We start from the raw sequence: 16368 nt of genomic DNA on the forward strand, positions 1-16368 counted from the left end.
TCCCAGGTCCCAAAAGCGGGACCTGGGGCACCCGGGGTCGATTTTGGGGGGCTAGAAGCTGGAGGCTGGGAGCTGGAAGCTCCGACTCAGGACAATAGAACGCAAAAAGAACGCCGGACGCGCGATGCGTCCGGCGTTCTTTTTGCTTGTTTTGGTCGAGTTACTTGCTGAGTAACTCGTTGACCTTGGTCATTACCTGGAAGGCGTCGGCGATGTAGACGACGTCAGCCTTGCCGCGGCTCCAGCCGCAGTTGGCGTCCAGTGAGATGGCGCGGCGGTCGCTGATGAAGCGCCAGCCCACCACATGCGGCTCTTCGCCGTGGCAGCAGGTAGACAGGCCCTTGGGATGGCGCGGGGTTGCGCCGGTCTGGCCAATCTGGTTCATGTGCGTCAGGAAGGGCAGCACTGAGTTTCCTTCGCCGCCCTGATCGACGAGCGACTTGGAGCTGCCGAGCGAAGCCTTCGCTGCGGTGAGGAAGCCGAGGATGATCTTGCCCGCTTCGTCGGTGTGGAGCTGGCCATCGGGCTGCTTCTTGGTCCAACCGGCACCGGCCACAAAGAGCAACTTGGCATCGGGGCGGATGGTCTGCTGATCCTGCTGCGGAGCGCGAATGCCAGAGACGGTGGTACGCACGGCAGGAGCTTCCACGGCAACCTGTTCGACCGCGGCGGCGGCGGATGCGCCACTGAAGGGGATGTTAGTGCCGCCATCCAGCAGCAGCAGCCAGGGGCGCTGGGCACGGCTGAGCATGGCTTCCACGCGCTGGCGATAGAACCAGCGACCGGCTTCCACGGTAGCTTCACCGGAGAGCGCGGTAATGTGCGTGTCCACCACTCCACCCAGGCGATGCGCCACACCGGCAGCCACGCGGGCTACGCGCGAGGAGTGCGGAGCAAGGACGATGGTGGCCTTGGCGGCCTGCGCCAGAGCGGTGAAGGCGCAGGCATCGGTGGCGTAACGCGGCTGATTGAACTCTGCGCCTGAGACGGCGAAGAATTTGGCTCCCGTGGCAGCCACGGCGTTGAGCGCACCCGCTGCGCCCACCACGCCAATGGCCAGCGGAGCGCCCAGGCGCGCGGCCAACTGCTGACCGGCGGTGACGGCTTCCAGTGAGGCCTTGGTCAGGCCGGATTCATCGGTGTGCGTCAGTACAAGAATCGATTCCATTATTCCGCTCCCATCCAGGCCACCAGCTCAGCGGCAATTTCATCGGGGCTCAGGTTCTTTTCCACGCGCGTCTCGCGCACCTGCTTGGGCAGGCTGACGGAAACGTAGTTCAGACCACCCTCGATCTTGACGGCCTTGGCCTTCATCAGGGCAGGCATTACGGTGCGCATGTTGGCCATGCCGATCTGCGGGTTGTTGCGCGGCTCAGCCAAGTTGCCGGTGGCCCAGCCCAGCACGGCGGGTGCTGCGGCACAGGTTGACGCCTGATGTTTGCCGCTTTCCACGCGCTCCAGCACTTCAAAGCTGCCGTCGTCGGCCAGTGTGATCTGGTCCACACCCTGGAACTGCTCGGTGATGCCGAGCTGCTCGCCGATGAGCTGCAGAGTGACGCCCGCGCCACGTGAGGCCGACTCCCAACCGCCAAAGATCAGCAGCTTGCTCTTGTCGAGGCCGGGCAGGGCGGCGATGGATTCGGCCAGAACCGTCGCGGTCTGGTGTGCGTCGGGGAATCCGCCCACGGGGCCATCGACGGGCACCAGCTCAAAGGCCACCTTCTGCGCGATGGTCATCATGACCTGCTGCAGCTTGGCCTTGGGGCCGAGCGAGACCAGCCAGAGCTTGCTGCCCGGATTCTTCTGTGCCAGAGCGGCAGCCTCATAGAGGGCGCTGGCTGCCCAGGGATCGAGCACGGCGGGAAGGACCATCTCGTTCTTCAGGCCAGGACCAGTAGGCGTCGTGGTGGGTTCAAGCGTCTGCAATGGGTCGGGAACAATCCCGGCGCAGACAACAATCTGAAGTTGTGTCGGCATGTACGTCCCTTGGTTATGTTGTGAGTTCTTGTCTTTAGTGTAAATGAGAGGGCAGCTGTCAGCCTCCAGCCTCTAGCTTCCAGCCTGGAGGTGCCGGAGGCTAGAAGCTGGAAGTTTATGGGCGAGAAGCTGGGAGCGAGAAGCTGGGAGCTGGTGCCGCAGCGCCGGAATCCGGTCTTTCTGTCGGGGCGTTGGGGTCGGACGGCGGCGCTACTACCACTGGAACCACGCTGGCCGCTGCGGGCTCGGGCGGAGTGGGCTTGAAGCTGGGCAGAAGCTCCGGAACAAACCGTACCAGATCGTTGATTACCATGGAGGCGAAGAGCGTGGAGCCTTCCGGGTTGATGTGGGTGCGATCCGGCCCCTTGCCGGTGGCATCGGGATGCGTGTTGGCGTCGTAGCGGTCGGCCTGTGCCTGCGTCAGAGCGCGCAGGAAGCGGGTGCTGCCCGCATTCAGATCGATGCAGGGCACGTTTTCTTCTTCAGCCACGCGTTTGGCGGCTTTGGCGTAGGCGGTCAGGTCCTCGACGAGCTTGCCGTCCCTGTAGTTGCGGCGCGAGAGCGAGGTGACCACGATGGGGTGAGCACCGGCCGCGCGGGCTTCGGTAATGTAGCGGCGCATGTTGGCGGCGTAGGTGGTTTCAGGATCGGTTTCGCGCTTGGCTCCCTTGCCGGGCTGGTCATTGTGACCAAACTGGAGGAAGACGTAGTCGCCATGCAGGGCCAGAGCTTCGGTCCAGACGCCTTCATCCAGATAGCTTTTGGAACTGCGGCCGTTGCGGGCCATGTTCACGCAGTCAACGTTGGATTCGGCGAGCAAGCAGAAGCCGGGACCCCAGCCGCCGCCCACATTTACCGTGGAGTCGCCCACCAGCACAATGCGTACCCGCGCGCCGTTCAGAATGGCGACGCTGTGGATTGCCTCGGGCGGCAGCAGAGCGGCGGCGGGCTTTACATGCGCATTCAGCGCGGGCACGGCCTTGCCCAGATCGACAGCCACGAGGCGGCCAAAGACGTAAGCGCCCTGCTGGTTGAAGTGGGTGCGGTCGCCGGTGAGCTTGCCGTCAGCGTCGCGCTTCTTGTTGGCCAGCAGTTCGCTCTCGGCTTCGCTGATGGAGTTCAGATAGGTGAGCGAGTCGGCATGCAGATCGACGAGCGGGGTCTTCAGCTCTGCGGCCAGCTTGCGCATGGCGGCGGCGTGGGCTTCCAGATCGTCGTGTACCTTGCCGTCTTCCTTGTAATAGCGGCGGGCAATGGGCGTAACCAGGATCGGCTTGATGCCCTGGGCGCGGGCTTCGGCCACGTACTGGCGCAGGTTGGCCGGGTACTCGGTGGCCAGATCGGTTTCGCGATCCTGATGGCTGGCCGACTGCACGTCATTGTGGCCGAACTGGATCAGCATGTAGTCGGGCTTGGCGGCCAGAGCCTTGCTCCAGAAGCCGTCGCGGCGATAGGTTTTGGTGCTGGCGCCGCCATGGGCGTAGTTCAGGCACTCTGCGTTCACCAGATTGGCGCAGAAGCCCAGGCCGTAGCCAGCCTGCGTCGTCTGGGTGGAGTCGCCCACCAGCATGATCTTCGGCTTGGCGGATTGCGCCAGTCCGAGCGAGGCCACAGCGGCCAGTGACAAGGCAACAGAAAGGAATCGTTTCATTGGAAAGCAGTCTCCGTAACGGGGGGTGAAGAAATAGGTTTGCGGGCTGATTGTAGCGCCGCAGAGGTAGGACCAGCAATTTCCCCGTGGATTGTGCAGGATACAGACAGTTTATGTGGAAACATGCGTCCTGGAGGAAGAGAAAAACGTCAGATAAAGCGATTGAGGGAGTAACTTGACGATTGTAGGTGTGATTCCTGTAGATTGATCGTGCCAGAGGTCAGTCCACTTGAAGCATGATTCAGTGCCGGTTGTGTGGGGCTGACCAACCATAGAGGAGTAATAAGATGCTTGCAAAATTTCGTGCCGCGCTGGTGGCGCTGCCCTTTGTCCTTGGTTTGTGCCTGCATGCGCAGGACACACGCAATGTGACTGAACCGAAGATTCCCGCAGCCTGCACTACGCTGACCGCGCAGATTGCCGCGCCCGCCGGTGTGGTGGCCGAGGCGGACGAAAAGAAGCTCGATACCGAGCGCATTCAGCAGGCCATGGACGGTTGCGCCAAGGGACAGGCTGTTGTGTTGCAGGCCAAGGGCAAGAATTACGTCTTTATCTCCGGCCCGCTGACGATGCGCCCAGGCGTAACGCTGGTGGTGAGCGCCCACACGGTGCTGGCCACGGCGCGCGATCCCCGGCTCTATGATGTTGCGCCGGGCACCTGCGGCATTGTGGCCGCACAGCGCGGACGCGGCTGCAAATCCTTCATCAGCGGCGATCACGTGGAAGGCGCGGGCCTGATGGGCGAGGGCTCGATTGATGGTCGTGGTGGCGCCAAGCTGCTGGGCCAGAACGTGACCTGGTGGGATCTTTCGCACGAGGCCAAGATCAAGGATCTGGAGCAGAGTGTACCCAAGCTGATTACGTTGACCCACGCCGACGGATTCATTATGTACAAGATCACGTTGCGCAACTCGCCCAACTTTCATGTGGCTATCAACCAGACCGACGGCCTGACGGTGTGGGGGGTGAAGATTCGCACGCCCAAAACGGCGCGCAATACCGACGCCATCGATCCCGGCTCCTCGCGCAACATCACCATCGCCTACGTCAGCATCAACACTGGCGACGACGATGTGTGCCTGAAGCCTGCTCCGGGCCGTGGCGTTGAAAATATGTCGGTGCTGCACAGCCACTTTTACGCCGGCCACGGTATGTCGATTGGCTCCGGCACCGATGGCGGTGTGAACCATCTGCTGGTGGACGACTTGACGATTGACGGAGCCGACAACGGTCTGCGCATCAAGAGTGACCCCAGCCGTGGTGGCTTGGTGCAGAACGTGACCTACCGCAATGTGTGCATTCGCAATGTGATGAACCCGCTGATCTTCACGCCCCACTACACTACGGCTAAGGGCACGCGCCTGCCTGTCTATCGCGACATTGCGCTTGAAAACGTGCATGTGACTACGCCCGGTGCGTTCACATTTCTTGGACTCGACGCCGACCACAAGCTGGGCATTCGCCTGAGCAATGTGACGGCCGACGACCAGAAGAATTCGCTCTTTTATGTGAAGGACGCGGAGATTGGCATTGGTCCCAAGCAGGGCAATCTGGAGCTGAAGGGCGACGACACGACCGTGACACCTACCGCTGATGCTGCCGCTGCCGAGCCGTATTCTTGCGATGCGCGCTTTGTGCCCATGGAGACGATTCCCACCGCGCCGGAGCTGAAGGGCAAGGTTCCCGAGGAGGATCCGAACCTGTACGTAGCTGCCGACGGCACGGGTGACTTTTACTCCATTCAGCGCGCCCTCGATGTGGCCAAGCCGGGCCAGACGCTGATGGTGGCTCCTGGCGAATACCGCGAGGTGATTACGGTGACCACGCCGCACATTACCATCCGTAGTAACAATCCGGATCCCAGCAAGACGGTGGTGGTGAACGATCGCAACGCGGGCGAGAATGGCGGCACCTTCCACTCGGCCACGGTCAACGTGACGGCGGACGACTTCACGGCCGAGAACATCACCTTCGAGAATGACTTCAACCGCACCCACCCGCAGTTACCCAAGGGTTCGCAGGCTCTGGCGCTGCTGATCAATGGCGACCGTGGCATCTTCCGCAACGTGCGTCTGCTTGGCAATCAGGATACGGTGTACGCGGGCACCAGCCATTGCGGCGCCGACAAGCCCAACTGCCCGGCAACGCGCCAGTACTTTACCCATTGCTACATCGCCGGCAACGTGGACTTCATCTTTGGCGACAGCAAGGCGGTCTTTGAGGATTGCGAGATTCACTCGACCGCGCACAACGGTGGCTACCTTACCGCGCAGTCCAAGCACTACGCCGATCAGGATTCCGGCTACGTGATCAATCGCTGCAAGCTGACGGCCGATCCAGATGCCATTGCGCCAATCTATCTTGGTCGTCCGTGGCGTCCCTATGCCAAGGTCGTGTATCTGAACACCGAGATGGGCGCGCACATTGCTCCGGCGGGCTGGAGCGAGTGGCATCCGGGCGAGACGCACGCTTTGGAGACGGTTTATTACGCGGAATATGGTTCGACCGGTCCGGGTGCGCATCCAACAGAACGAGACTCACACGCCCACCAGCTGACGGCGGAAGAAGCCAAACAGTATGAGACGAAGACCTACTTGCGCGGTCCCGACAACTGGGATCCGGCGGGAACCGAACGGTAAACTGTTTGTGGACAGGTTTTCCGGCGGCGCGAGGACTGAAAGTTTGCCCGCCGGCAAATCATTGAGGAGACAGAAAATTATGAAGACTGTGACGTTGGCCGATCCGGTTCGCTACCCCCGCATGAACACCAGCGAACTGCGCGAAACCTTTCTGCTGAGCCTGTACGAGGCTGGCAAGGTGAACCTGAACTACGTTGAACTGGACCGCGCCGTAGTGGGCTTTGCCGCTCCGCTGGCCGCTCCCATCGAGCTGCCCAACGATCCCGATCTGCGTGCCGAGTACTTTTTGGAGCGCCGCGAGATTGGCGTGTTGAACATTGGTGGCACAGGCTCGGTGGTGGTGGATGGCAAGAGCTACGAGCTGAACAATCTGGATGTGGTCTACGTTGGCCGTGGCGCGAAGAAGGTCAGCTTTACCTCGAAGGATGCGGCGGCTCCGGCGGTCTACTATCTGCTGAGCTATCCGGCCCATGCCGTCTATCCGACGACCGTGGTGCGCAAGGAAGAGTCCACGCCGATGGAAGTGGGCAGCCTGGAAACCTGCAACAAGCGCACCATCTGCAAGTACATTCACCTGCAGGGCGCGCGCAGCAGCCAGCTGGTGATGGGCGTAACGCATCTGGCCCCGGGTAGCAACTGGAACACCATGCCTGCCCACACCCATGTGCGCCGCAGCGAGATCTACATGTACTTCAACCTGCCGGAAACCGCCCGCGTCTTCCACCTGATGGGCGCGCCCAGCGAGATTCGCCCACTGGTGATGGCGGACAAGGAAATCGCTGTTTCGCCCCTGTGGTCGATCCACTCCGGCGTCGGCACCGTGGCCTACAGCTTCTGCTGGGGCATGGGTGGCGAAAACCAGGACTATGGCGACATGGATCCGGCCCCGATCGATACGTTGAAGTAGAGCAGCTTCCAGCTTTTAGCTTCCAGCTCATTTTGCTGCTTTCTGCTGGGAACTATGAACAGAGAACAGAAAAACGCCTCGGCTTTGCGCCGGGGCGTTTTTTTGTCTCAATTAAATTTTATAAGAGGCTCATTTGCCTGTTTTGCTGGGAAAACCGGGGGGTAGCCGGGGCCTTCAGGCCCCGGAAAGATGATCCAACAACAATTCCGTGACCTTCAGGCCCGGAACCTCCTGCCGTTTATTCCTCGCCCTGGGCGCGGACCAGAATGCAGGTGATGTTGTCGTGCCCGCCGGCCTTGTTGGCGGCGGTAATCAGCAGGTCCGTCAGTTCTTCCAGAGGTTTTTCCTGCCCGAGAAGCTGGGCCAGGTGCGCGTCTTCGACCTCGCGGGTCAGACCGTCGGAGCAGAGCAGGAAGAGGTCGCCGGGTTCGGCTTCCATTTCAAAAACGTCAGGGGTGACGGTGGCCTGGGTGCCGAGGGCGCGGGTGATGATGTTGCGCAGGGGTGAACGCAAAGCTTCTTCCTGGGTCATGCGGCCCATGCGCACCTGCTCGTCCACCAGAGAGTGGTCCAGCGTGACCTGCTCCAGATGGCCAGAGCGCAGGCGATAACATCGGCTGTCGCCTACGTTCAGGACGAAGACACGATCTTCTTCGGTGAGGAGGGCTACCAGTGTGGTGCCCATGCCGCTAAGCCGCGCACTGCGGCGGGAACGAGAGTAGATGGAAGAGTTTGCGGCGGCGACAGCCTGTTCGGCGGTCTCCCGGCCACGGCCCTGGGTACCTTCGCCCAACTGGCGCATCATCTCATCGACCGCCAGCGAACTGGCAATCTCACCGGCGGCAGCGCCGCCCATTCCGTCACAGACCACAAAAAGGCCATGCTCGGCCGAAAAGCCGAAGGAATCCTCGTTGGAGGCGCGCTTGCGACCACGATCCGTCGCCGCCGCGGCCTGATAATGAATCACCGCCGTAGCCAACATGCTATCTCCCATCGCACAGTGTACACAGGTGCGGGTGCTGTTGGGTGTGTCGGCAGCCACGTTTTTAATCTTTAGGGGCATTTTTGGGAAGGGAGCGGAGAGCCAAAGGGCAGGCCCCCCCCCCGAAACGAGCAAGCAACCGCTGGAAGCTAAGAGCCAAGAGCTGAAAGCTGCCTTTTACTTTTTTGCCCCCGCCGCAGGCAGGTCGTAAACCTCAAGCGCGCCATTGCGCAACACGGCCAGACGGCTGCCGCTGGGCGAAAGTGCCACGTTTCCAGCTACATCGAGGGCGGGTGAAGCGGAGATTGTGAAGATCGACTCGCCGCTGGCGGCATCGAGCACGCGCACCATCTGGCCCTTCACATCTTCTGGGTCAAAGGGCGAACTGGCGCTGAGCGGGGCATGGGTGATGAGGCTGATCTGGGCCAGACGTGAGCCGTCGGCCGAGTGGATGAGCTGTGGCCAGATAGAGGCGGGGGCCAGTTCGTCCACACAGAGCATTTTGCCGCTGGTGGTCAGGCCGGCCAGGCGCTGCTCGCCCGCAAGGCCGCAGATGCTGCTGACCATCCGCGTGCGGGTCAGGAACTCGGGGCCCGGTGTGCAGGTGGATTGGATCTGGGCGGCAGTGCGGACCGTGCCGTCGAACTGGTTGAGGTTGAGCAGCCAGTTGAGGCCGCGGTCGCGCAGTACCTCCAGGTAGCCGTCCTCGTTGACCGGCAGTCGGAAGCTGGAGCGGACGCGGCTCACCAGCAGAACTTTGCCGGATTCGCGCTGCAAAATGCGGACGGCAATGTCTTTGTGGCTGCTGGAGGCGGAATCGTCGTCGTCGCTGCTGGCCGGGGAGGATTTGGCCAGGGGCTCGAAGCTGTCGCAGGCCAGATACTGCTGGCTGGGGTCAAGATCGATCCAGAGCAGCTGTCCGGGAAAGCGCAGCAGTGGCTTGGTTTCCAGCTGGCGGTCACCTTCGCTGACGCCGTTGCCATCGCGCAGAAGAAAGTGGCCGTCGTTGAGCATCCACAGATAGCGCACATGGTCGTGCAGCGTCCAGAGGGTTTCCGTGTCCACCGCGCCGCTGGGCAGGGCCAGCACCAGGGCGCGCACTTGATGGAGTTCGTCGGAGCTGGAATTGCCGCGGTCGTCGCGATGCAGCAGAGCGGGAACGCGGAAGCTGAACAGCAGATGGTTTTCGTCCACAAAGTCCAGCGAGGCCATCTGATGGCGTTCACCCAAATAGGCGCTGTTGGGCGCGGTAAAGCCCAGCGGAGCTACAGGGATGGATACGGCGGGCGTCAGGACTGGTTTTTCCACCAGTTCGGCAGCCAGCAGACGGGGCCGTGGCGCGGTCGATTGGGCCCGGAGCGCGGGCAGAAAAATGAGCGTACCCAGGCACAGGGTGGCCAGGGCCCGGCGGAGCGGGCGGGAAGTGCTGTTGCCTGAGTGTAAGAACATCTTTGATTATTTTGACTGATTCTGAGGTTTTTGGGCAGGGGCACAGGCCGGGTTGTATGTGCGAGAGTAGAAATAGAATGTCTGAATCAAGCACAACGGATGTGGGGTCCTGTCAGGGCCAGGAGAAATCCTTTCAATTTTTGGGATATGGCGCCTGCGCACTGGCAGGCTGTTTGTGGGGTACGGGGTTTTACTTCGGCCGTCTCGCGCTCAACGAGATGAATGTGGAGCACATGGTGCTCTATCGATTTCTCTTTGCCTGCCTGGGCATGGTACTGATTCTTCTGCTGAACCGGCGGGGTAAACCGCAGGCTGAGGGCAGGCGGATGAACCGTGGCGAAATCGGCCTGATGTTGCTGACCGCGTTGCTGGGCATTCCGCTGCAGTTTCTGATTCAGTTTCATGGCTTGGCGCTGACCACGGTCAGCCACGCCTCACTGATGGTGGGCAGCATGCCGGTAATGCTGGCAGTGGCCTTTGGCTTGTTGGGCAGTGAGCGACTGGATGGTTTCTGCTGGATGGCGCTGGCGGCTTCCACCGGTGGTGCGGCACTGGTGGCGCTGGGCGGAGGCGGTGCGGCAGGGCAGGGCAAGGCCCCGCTGACCGGTGACCTGATGGTCTGCTTTTCGCTGTTTATCGCCCTGTTCTGGATTCTGTGGAGCAAAAAGCTGATGGAGAACCATCGGCCAATCATGGTGACGGCAGGCACCATCTTTTCCGGCACGGCAATGCTGGCTGGTGTGGTGGTCTTTGAGCAGGTGCGGGCGCGGCTGATCGGGCAGCCTTTCGAAGCCTTTCCGTTTGCTCACGTGAGCTTGCGGGCGTGGATTGCGCTGGCCCTGAGCGGCCTGCTTTGCACGGCAACCACTACTTCGCTGTGGAACTGGGGCATTCATCATGTGCCAGCCGCAAGGGCGGGTGTGTTTTTGAATCTGGAACCAGTGGTTGGCTCGGTGCTGGGTGTTTGCCTGCTGGGCGAGCGTTTGGGGCCGTTTGGCGTGCTGGGCGGCGGAATGATTCTGGCTGCGGCGGTGGCCATCTCGCTGCGTGGCCATGTGTCGGATCCGGAAATGCTGTTGGAGTAGTGGGGGAGGATTTTTGGGGTGGGTGGGCCGGATGGAAGTCGGGCCCGTCCTTCCTTTGGATCCTCCGCCAGAAAGTCTTCCGCAAAGATTTTTTACAAATAGATTGCAGTATTTTTTGCGATTCTGTTCCGGCGCGGTTTTCTTCCCCGCGGAGCGCGCTGCAGAGAGACGTGGCCTGTTCTTGCCGTCCTTCCGTATCTTCCTTCCATTGTTGATCTTCCATTCCTTAGCCTAGGTCCGTTCCCGGGTCTTTTCAGCTTTTGGCGTTCGCTGCGTTTGGGCTGCAGTTTTTCTGAATTGGCAAGGAATGCGCGTTCATTCCGGGAAGATGAAACCTTCGTCATCGGAAAGCACCTCAAGTGCGTCAGAGTTGCCGTGAGGTCTCCGATAGGTAGGACAGAGCAGATCGTGTGCCGTCGAACTTCCCATAGCCGGGAAGGAAAGACGGAAACAGTCCAGGAGCGGTTTTTAGAGCATTTTCGGAATGCACATAGACTTTTTAATGGACGTGCAAGGTACCTTTTTCTTGAGGAAAAAGGTACTTAGCATCCAGCTTTTGGTTTACACCAATTCCGAAAATACTATGCCTGTTCTGGCGTGAAGGAGGTTTGGGTGACGCTTCTTACCTGGAATCATGATCGTACCGTGGGCGTACGTGCCATGGACGATCAGCATGGAATTCTGATGGACGCCATCAACGAACTGCGGCTGGCTCAGAGCCACGGCGGCGGCCGGGAGCAGATTGCCGAGATCTTCGATCGCCTGATCGAGTTCTCGCGGATGCACTTCTGGAGCGAAGAGCAGTTGATGGAAAAGGCCAGCTACGAGGGCTTGAACGAGCATCGCGCACTGCATCACAAAATGCTGGCGGAGATGCTGCAGATTGCCCATCAGCTGCAGTATGGCGACGGGAGCAATCTGGAAGGGAAGCTTGGTGCCATGCGGGGACACTTTCTCAGGCACGTTGAAGAAGTGGATGCGCTGTATGGACCATCTCTGAACCGGATTGAAATTTTCTAGGTTTGTACGTTCCCCCCCGGGCTTTGGCCCACTGCGTTGTTTCTGCAAATATGCCGCCATGCCACAGGAGAACGCGCCTGGGTTCAGGTGGTAAGACCCAAAGAAAAAACCTCCGGAAACTCTCCGGAGGTTTTTCTTGGTTTTGATTCAGGTTATTACTCGTCCTTGGTTTCCGTTTTAGGGAGCGATTCGGTGTCGAGTGGGTGCTCGTGTTTGTACTGCTCGACCGGCATCTGGCCGTCGAGCCAGGCCCAATTCATTGGGTAAACTTCGGGATCGAAGATGATCTGGTAGAAGTGCCAGACGAGGATGGCGAGAGTGGCCAGAATTGCCTCGTAGAAGTGGACGGTGGTGGCGATGTCAACCCACCAGCGGGCCAGCGTGTTGCCTACCCAGACCTTGGCCCAGAGCATGACGCCGGTCAGGCCCATCAGCGCCGTGCCCCAGACCAGCGCCCAGTACTCGGCTTTTTCAGCGTAGTTGAAGCGGCCGAAGGCAGGCTTTTTCTTGCTGAGGCCGAGGGCGTAGGCCATGTTGGCGAACAGGTCGAAGAGGTCACGGGGGCGTGGGGCAATGTCGCGCAACATGCGTCGGCCCTCGCGCAGCATGGCCAGATAGAAGAGGTGGTAGATGCCGTCGGCCATCAGCACTATGCCGGCGATGCGGTGAATGATGCCGCGCCAGTGCTCGCCCATGCCGAAGACCTGGGCATACCAGGTTTCAGGGAACTTGAGCGCGAAGCCGGTAATGACCAGAATGAAGAAGCTGACCAGCAGAATCAGATGCTGCCAGCGCTGATTCACCGTCATGCGGGTCATCTTGGGGTTCATGTGAATCACCCGGGGCTCCTGCATGGTGCGGATCCTGTGGGCCTTGTGCCGCCAGAGGATGGCGTTGTGCAGGAACATGGCGCCGATGACGACCACAATCAGCACAATGTAAAGGATGCGCACGATCTGCACGATCACCGAACCAATGTCCTTGGAGCGGATGCTGCCGTCCTGGTGGACCTTGGTTTGGATGAATTTTTGGCTGACGCCCTGATGGCACTTGCCGCAGGTGGCCTCCAGATTGTTCTTGTTGATGGTGGAGTGCGGATCGCTGGAGGGCAGAATGTTGTGCGCACCGTGGCAACTGGAGCAGTTGGCGGCCACCACCGAGCCGGCCTGATTGGCCAGACCGTGGTAGGTATCCATGTAGCTTTTCACGCTATTGGCGGGCAGGCCGAACTCCTGCGAGAGCCGCACGCCGTCATGGCAGCGAGCGCAGGTGTCATGGGAAAGATTGCCGGCCGCGACGGGCGAATTCGGGTCCTTGTGCGACTGAATGGTGTGAATGCCGTGGCAGTCGGTGCAGGAGGCCGACATCTGGTTGCCGCTGGCCAGCGCCTTGCCGTGAATGGACTGCGTGTAGACGCTGGCCACATCCGCGTGGCACTTGCCGCAGGTGGTGGGCGTGTTGAATTTGCTGATGGGTGAGCGGGAATCATTGGCGGCCAGAATCTGGTGCGTGCCGTGGCAGTCGGTGCAGACGGCGGCTTTGCCGTTGCCTTTGGTGGTGGCTTTGCCGTGCACGCTTTGCTGATAGCTGAGGAACGGCTGATTGCTCATGCCGTTCGACTCCATCAGAAATTTTTGCCCGTGGCAGCGGCCGCAGGTGTTGGGAATGTTGTTGTGTGCTACGGTGGACCGCGGATCGCTGGAGGGCAGAATCTCATGCACGCCGCCGTGGCAGTCTTCGCAGTTGGCGTTGGGTTTATCGCCCGGGTGGGCCACATGGGAGTGTGCGCTTTGCAGATAAGCATCGTGCGCATCGCTGTGGCACTGCGTGCAGCTTACCTTTTTGGGCGGAGTCTCGTGGGCCAGGCTCTTCACGTCGCTGTGGCAGTCAACGCAGCTGAACATGGAGCTGTGAATGGAGGCGTGAAACTTCTTTTCGTCCACGGCAATGCTGACTTGTTTGCCAGCAACGTCCTTGGTCAATGAGGCATCGCCATGGCAGGCCAGGCAGTCCTCGTTCTGAAGCTTCTGCGCGCCGCGGGCTACGGAGACGAAGCCCGCCATCAGGAGTGCGAGGAGTGGAAGAAAAAATCGCCGGGATTTCACGCCTACGAGCAGACGCCAATTCCTACGGGCAGGCGGTGACTCGGATCACAGAGGATCTTTATTTCATCTTGGCAAATATTCTATTTCCGAGTATTTAGATCTGCCTGGTCCTATAAGTGGCAATGCACGGAAGATGCATGCCCGCACGGGGCTTTGCAGAAGCAGAGCCTGTGTACAAAGGGATTATGCCAAGCTCTGGCAAGGGAGCGCGGTGCGAGAAGGTCTACCACAAGGTGATGCGAGTCACTTGCCCGTGTGAGACGATTCCAAGAGAATAAAATCGCATATTCCCGTTTGAGAGGACCAAATTTGTATGGCCACACTTGCGCCTGTTGAAACTTCCCTGATGACCACCTTACCCGGCGACGCAGTCCGCCAGATTCTGTGGCGGTTTGCCGACCGTTATGACCTGCAGATGCTGGTGCAGTCGTCGCGCGGCGTGGCTCGTGGCACGGTGGCTCGCCTGGTGGCTCAGGGCGAACGCAACACGCATGAGTGGACCCCCGGCAAGGCGGGAATGATGGAGGAGTTTGATCGCGCGGGCGTGACGGCGGCCTTCATGGAGCCCGAAGAGGGCGGATTTATTGTTGGACCCAAGAATCTGGCGCTGTCGCTGGCGGCCTTTGAGCTGGCCTGGGTGGATGGCGGCGCTGCCACGGCCTCGCTGGCCGGCTTTCTGGCCCTTGCGCCCATCCACGAGCGCGGCACGCAGGAACAGGTGACGCGCTATAAGACGCTGAGCGCCCCGGCCCAGCCGGGCGAAGACCGCAAGCCCTGGCGTGGAGCCTTTGCGCTGACCGAGCCGATTCCCTATGCGGGCGTGGACGCCAGCATGCTGAGCGGCAAGATGCGCGTGGTGGACTGGAAGGAAGGCGAAGAGCCTACGCTTGAGATCGACAAGCGTGGCCGCTTTATTACCGGTATTGCCTTTGCTGACTTTGTGACCGCTGCCGTGATCAGCGCCGATGAGCGCATCAAGGGCAGCTGCGTCATCATTCTTGAAAAGGACGATAAGGGCATTTACGACCGCGGCACGCCCACCAAGAAGCTGGTGCATCAGCTTTCGTCGACCGGCGATCCGATCTTCAACCTGAAGGTTCCGGCCAGCCGCATTGTGGGCGGTTATACGGTGAAGGACGGCGTGATTGTGCCGAACTTCAACCACAGCGAAGTGATCGAGGCGGTTTTCCGCCGCACCCGCGTTCCGGTTGGCGTCATGACGGCGGCCAAGCTACTGTCGGTCATTGAGCCGGTAATTCGCTACCAGCGCGAGCGCTATCGCGGCGCTGACGGCGTCAAGCCGGGCTCGTCGCGCTATGAGCAGGGCATTCAGCAGCGGGAAGACGCGCAGCAACGCCTGGTGGACGTGTGGGCGACGGGCGAGGCCGCGGCTTCGCTTGGCTTTGCCACCTCGCGTTTATTTGACGTGCTGGAGCCGGTGGAAAAGCAGAAGGCTGCCATCCTGAAGGAGCGTGGCATTGCCGGCGGTCGCGCCGAAATGAAGGCACTGCGTGAGGTGGAGAAAAAGGCCATCGAGCTGATCGGCATGAAGGCCGACGATCCGCGCAGTGCGGAGCTGGAAGCCGATCCTCTGGTGCAGTACGTGGTGCTGGACGCGGAAGCCAATGTGCTTTGTCCGGCCACCAAGCTCTGGAACACCGGCCATGGCGCCAACCTGTTGCGCGAGGCCGTCAGCCTGATGGGCGGCTACGGCATCACCGAGGATTGTCCCGGCTACGTGGCCAATAAATGGATGGATGCGCAGTTGGAAGCCACCTACGAAGGCCCCGAAGCCGTGCAGCGCCGCCAGTTGACCATCACCATGACCAGCGAGGTCTTTCTGGCGCTCTTCCAGAAGTGGACCAATGAAATGCGCGCCATTGCCGCCACGCATCCTGAGATTGGAGCCTGTACGCTGGCTTCGGCCATGAAGATGTGGCATTGGACGCTGAAGTATCTGGAGAGCCACACCGATGCGTATGGCAGCAAGCTTTACCACGGACAGCGTCAGGGCGTGACCTTTGCGCTGGCCGATGCGCTTAGCTGGTTGATGGCCTCACGCTGCCAGATTATGGATGTGTTGGCGCTGGAAGAGCAGGGCAAGCTGGACGCGGTGGCTGCTGAAGGTCTGGAGGGTTCGGTGCAGTTCCTCAGCGACCTGTGCCACGTGCAGGCCGCAGCGGCTTCGGGCGAGGTTTCGCGCATCTGCGCCGAGCTGGTCTTCGGCTATCAGAAGCATCCGGATTGGAACGATCCGACCGAGCGTAGCTGCTTCTTCTCGGGTGAACTGGACGATTTGGAAGCGACCATGCCGGGCATCAGCGCCACGGCGCTGGACGTGATCGGCAACGATGGCAGCCATCCTGAAAAGGCTGGCCCTTGCGCTGCCTGCGAGGGCACGGGCGCATTCCTGCGTATGCAGAATCGCATTGCCATGTGCCTGACTGGCTCGCGGTTGGCCAAGGATCGCGCGGCCGAGAACGTGGGCAAGGTGATGATTCCCGAGGCGCTGGATTATCCGCAGGCGGGCTAGCGGAAGACAGCTTCCAGCCT

General features: G+C 60.7%; 11 protein-coding genes. 5 read left to right on the forward strand and 6 right to left on the reverse strand.

The features are described from left to right. Window positions 1-160: 160 nt before the first annotated feature. The 3 genes from ACOBR2_RS05000 to ACOBR2_RS05010 all read right to left on the reverse strand — a co-directional run bounded on the left by ACOBR2_RS05000 (window position 161) and on the right by ACOBR2_RS05010 (window position 3628). Entirely contained in the window at window positions 161-1168 is a 1008-nt protein-coding gene (locus ACOBR2_RS05000; RefSeq protein ID WP_420238956.1) for a hypothetical protein, read from the reverse strand. Further along, complete coding sequence (locus ACOBR2_RS05005) at window positions 1168-1977, reverse strand: hypothetical protein (protein WP_420238957.1); 810 nt, start codon at window positions 1975-1977, stop codon at window positions 1168-1170. Before ACOBR2_RS05005 ends, ACOBR2_RS05000 begins: the two co-directional genes overlap by 1 nt. A gap of 115 nt (window positions 1978-2092) precedes the next feature. Beyond that, a complete protein-coding gene (locus ACOBR2_RS05010; RefSeq protein ID WP_420238958.1) occupies window positions 2093-3628 on the reverse strand; it encodes a rhamnogalacturonan acetylesterase in 1536 nt (511 codons plus the stop codon). Window positions 3629-3915: 287 nt separating this feature from the next. On the opposite strand from ACOBR2_RS05010, the gene ACOBR2_RS05015 reads away from it, so the two are divergent. Then, window positions 3916-6267 (forward strand): pectinesterase family protein, encoded by a 2352-nt coding sequence (locus tag ACOBR2_RS05015; protein WP_420238959.1) that lies wholly within the window; start codon window positions 3916-3918, stop codon window positions 6265-6267. Between the two features lie 79 nt (window positions 6268-6346). After that, on the forward strand, window positions 6347-7174 hold the full coding sequence (gene kduI / locus ACOBR2_RS05020; protein ID WP_420238960.1) for a 5-dehydro-4-deoxy-D-glucuronate isomerase: 828 nt from the start codon (window positions 6347-6349) through the stop codon (window positions 7172-7174). 238 nt (window positions 7175-7412) lie between these two features. Here the strand turns inward: kduI and ACOBR2_RS05025 are convergent, their stop codons facing one another. Beyond that, window positions 7413-8237: a Stp1/IreP family PP2C-type Ser/Thr phosphatase gene (locus tag ACOBR2_RS05025; RefSeq protein WP_420238961.1), complete on the reverse strand. Its 825-nt coding sequence runs from the start codon at window positions 8235-8237 to the stop codon at window positions 7413-7415. Window positions 8238-8333: 96 nt separating this feature from the next. Further along, window positions 8334-9605, reverse strand: coding sequence for a hypothetical protein (locus tag ACOBR2_RS05030; RefSeq protein WP_420238962.1), 1272 nt, complete (start codon window positions 9603-9605; stop codon window positions 8334-8336). 140 nt (window positions 9606-9745) lie between these two features. Between ACOBR2_RS05030 and ACOBR2_RS05035 the strand changes: the two genes are divergently transcribed. Further along, window positions 9746-10690 carry a DMT family transporter gene (locus tag ACOBR2_RS05035; RefSeq protein ID WP_420238963.1) on the forward strand — a complete coding sequence of 315 codons (945 nt, stop codon included), beginning with the start codon at window positions 9746-9748 and terminating at the stop codon, window positions 10688-10690. A 612-nt stretch (window positions 10691-11302) separates the two neighbouring features. After that, a complete protein-coding gene (locus tag ACOBR2_RS05040; protein WP_420238964.1) occupies window positions 11303-11710 on the forward strand; it encodes a bacteriohemerythrin in 408 nt (135 codons plus the stop codon). A gap of 155 nt (window positions 11711-11865) precedes the next feature. On the opposite strand, the gene ACOBR2_RS05045 is transcribed toward ACOBR2_RS05040, so the two are convergent. Then, window positions 11866-13815, reverse strand: coding sequence for a cytochrome b/b6 domain-containing protein (locus ACOBR2_RS05045; protein ID WP_420238965.1), 1950 nt, complete (start codon window positions 13813-13815; stop codon window positions 11866-11868). A 346-nt stretch (window positions 13816-14161) separates the two neighbouring features. Between ACOBR2_RS05045 and ACOBR2_RS05050 the strand changes: the two genes are divergently transcribed. Further along, complete coding sequence (locus tag ACOBR2_RS05050; RefSeq protein WP_420238966.1) at window positions 14162-16348, forward strand: acyl-CoA dehydrogenase family protein; 2187 nt, start codon at window positions 14162-14164, stop codon at window positions 16346-16348. Window positions 16349-16368 lie beyond the last annotated feature (20 nt).

The sequence above is a fragment of the Telmatobacter bradus genome (genome assembly GCF_048629425.1).
In the GTDB taxonomy this organism is placed as follows: domain Bacteria; phylum Acidobacteriota; class Terriglobia; order Terriglobales; family Acidobacteriaceae; genus Telmatobacter; species Telmatobacter bradus.

Bases quoted from the DNA above. Each gene is read 5' to 3' on its own strand.
- ACOBR2_RS05000 (WP_420238956.1), bottom strand. From the start codon at position 1,168: ATGGAATCGATTCTTGTACTGACGCACACCGATGAATCCGGCCTGACC.
- ACOBR2_RS05005 (WP_420238957.1), bottom strand. From the start codon at position 1,977: ATGCCGACACAACTTCAGATTGTTGTCTGCGCCGGGATTGTTCCCGAC.
- ACOBR2_RS05010 (WP_420238958.1), bottom strand. From the start codon at position 3,628: ATGAAACGATTCCTTTCTGTTGCCTTGTCACTGGCCGCTGTGGCCTCG.
- ACOBR2_RS05015 (WP_420238959.1), top strand. From the start codon at position 3,916: ATGCTTGCAAAATTTCGTGCCGCGCTGGTGGCGCTGCCCTTTGTCCTT.
- kduI (WP_420238960.1), top strand. From the start codon at position 6,347: ATGAAGACTGTGACGTTGGCCGATCCGGTTCGCTACCCCCGCATGAAC.
- ACOBR2_RS05025 (WP_420238961.1), bottom strand. From the start codon at position 8,237: ATGCCCCTAAAGATTAAAAACGTGGCTGCCGACACACCCAACAGCACC.
- ACOBR2_RS05030 (WP_420238962.1), bottom strand. From the start codon at position 9,605: ATGTTCTTACACTCAGGCAACAGCACTTCCCGCCCGCTCCGCCGGGCC.
- ACOBR2_RS05050 (WP_420238966.1), top strand. From the start codon at position 14,162: ATGACCACCTTACCCGGCGACGCAGTCCGCCAGATTCTGTGGCGGTTT.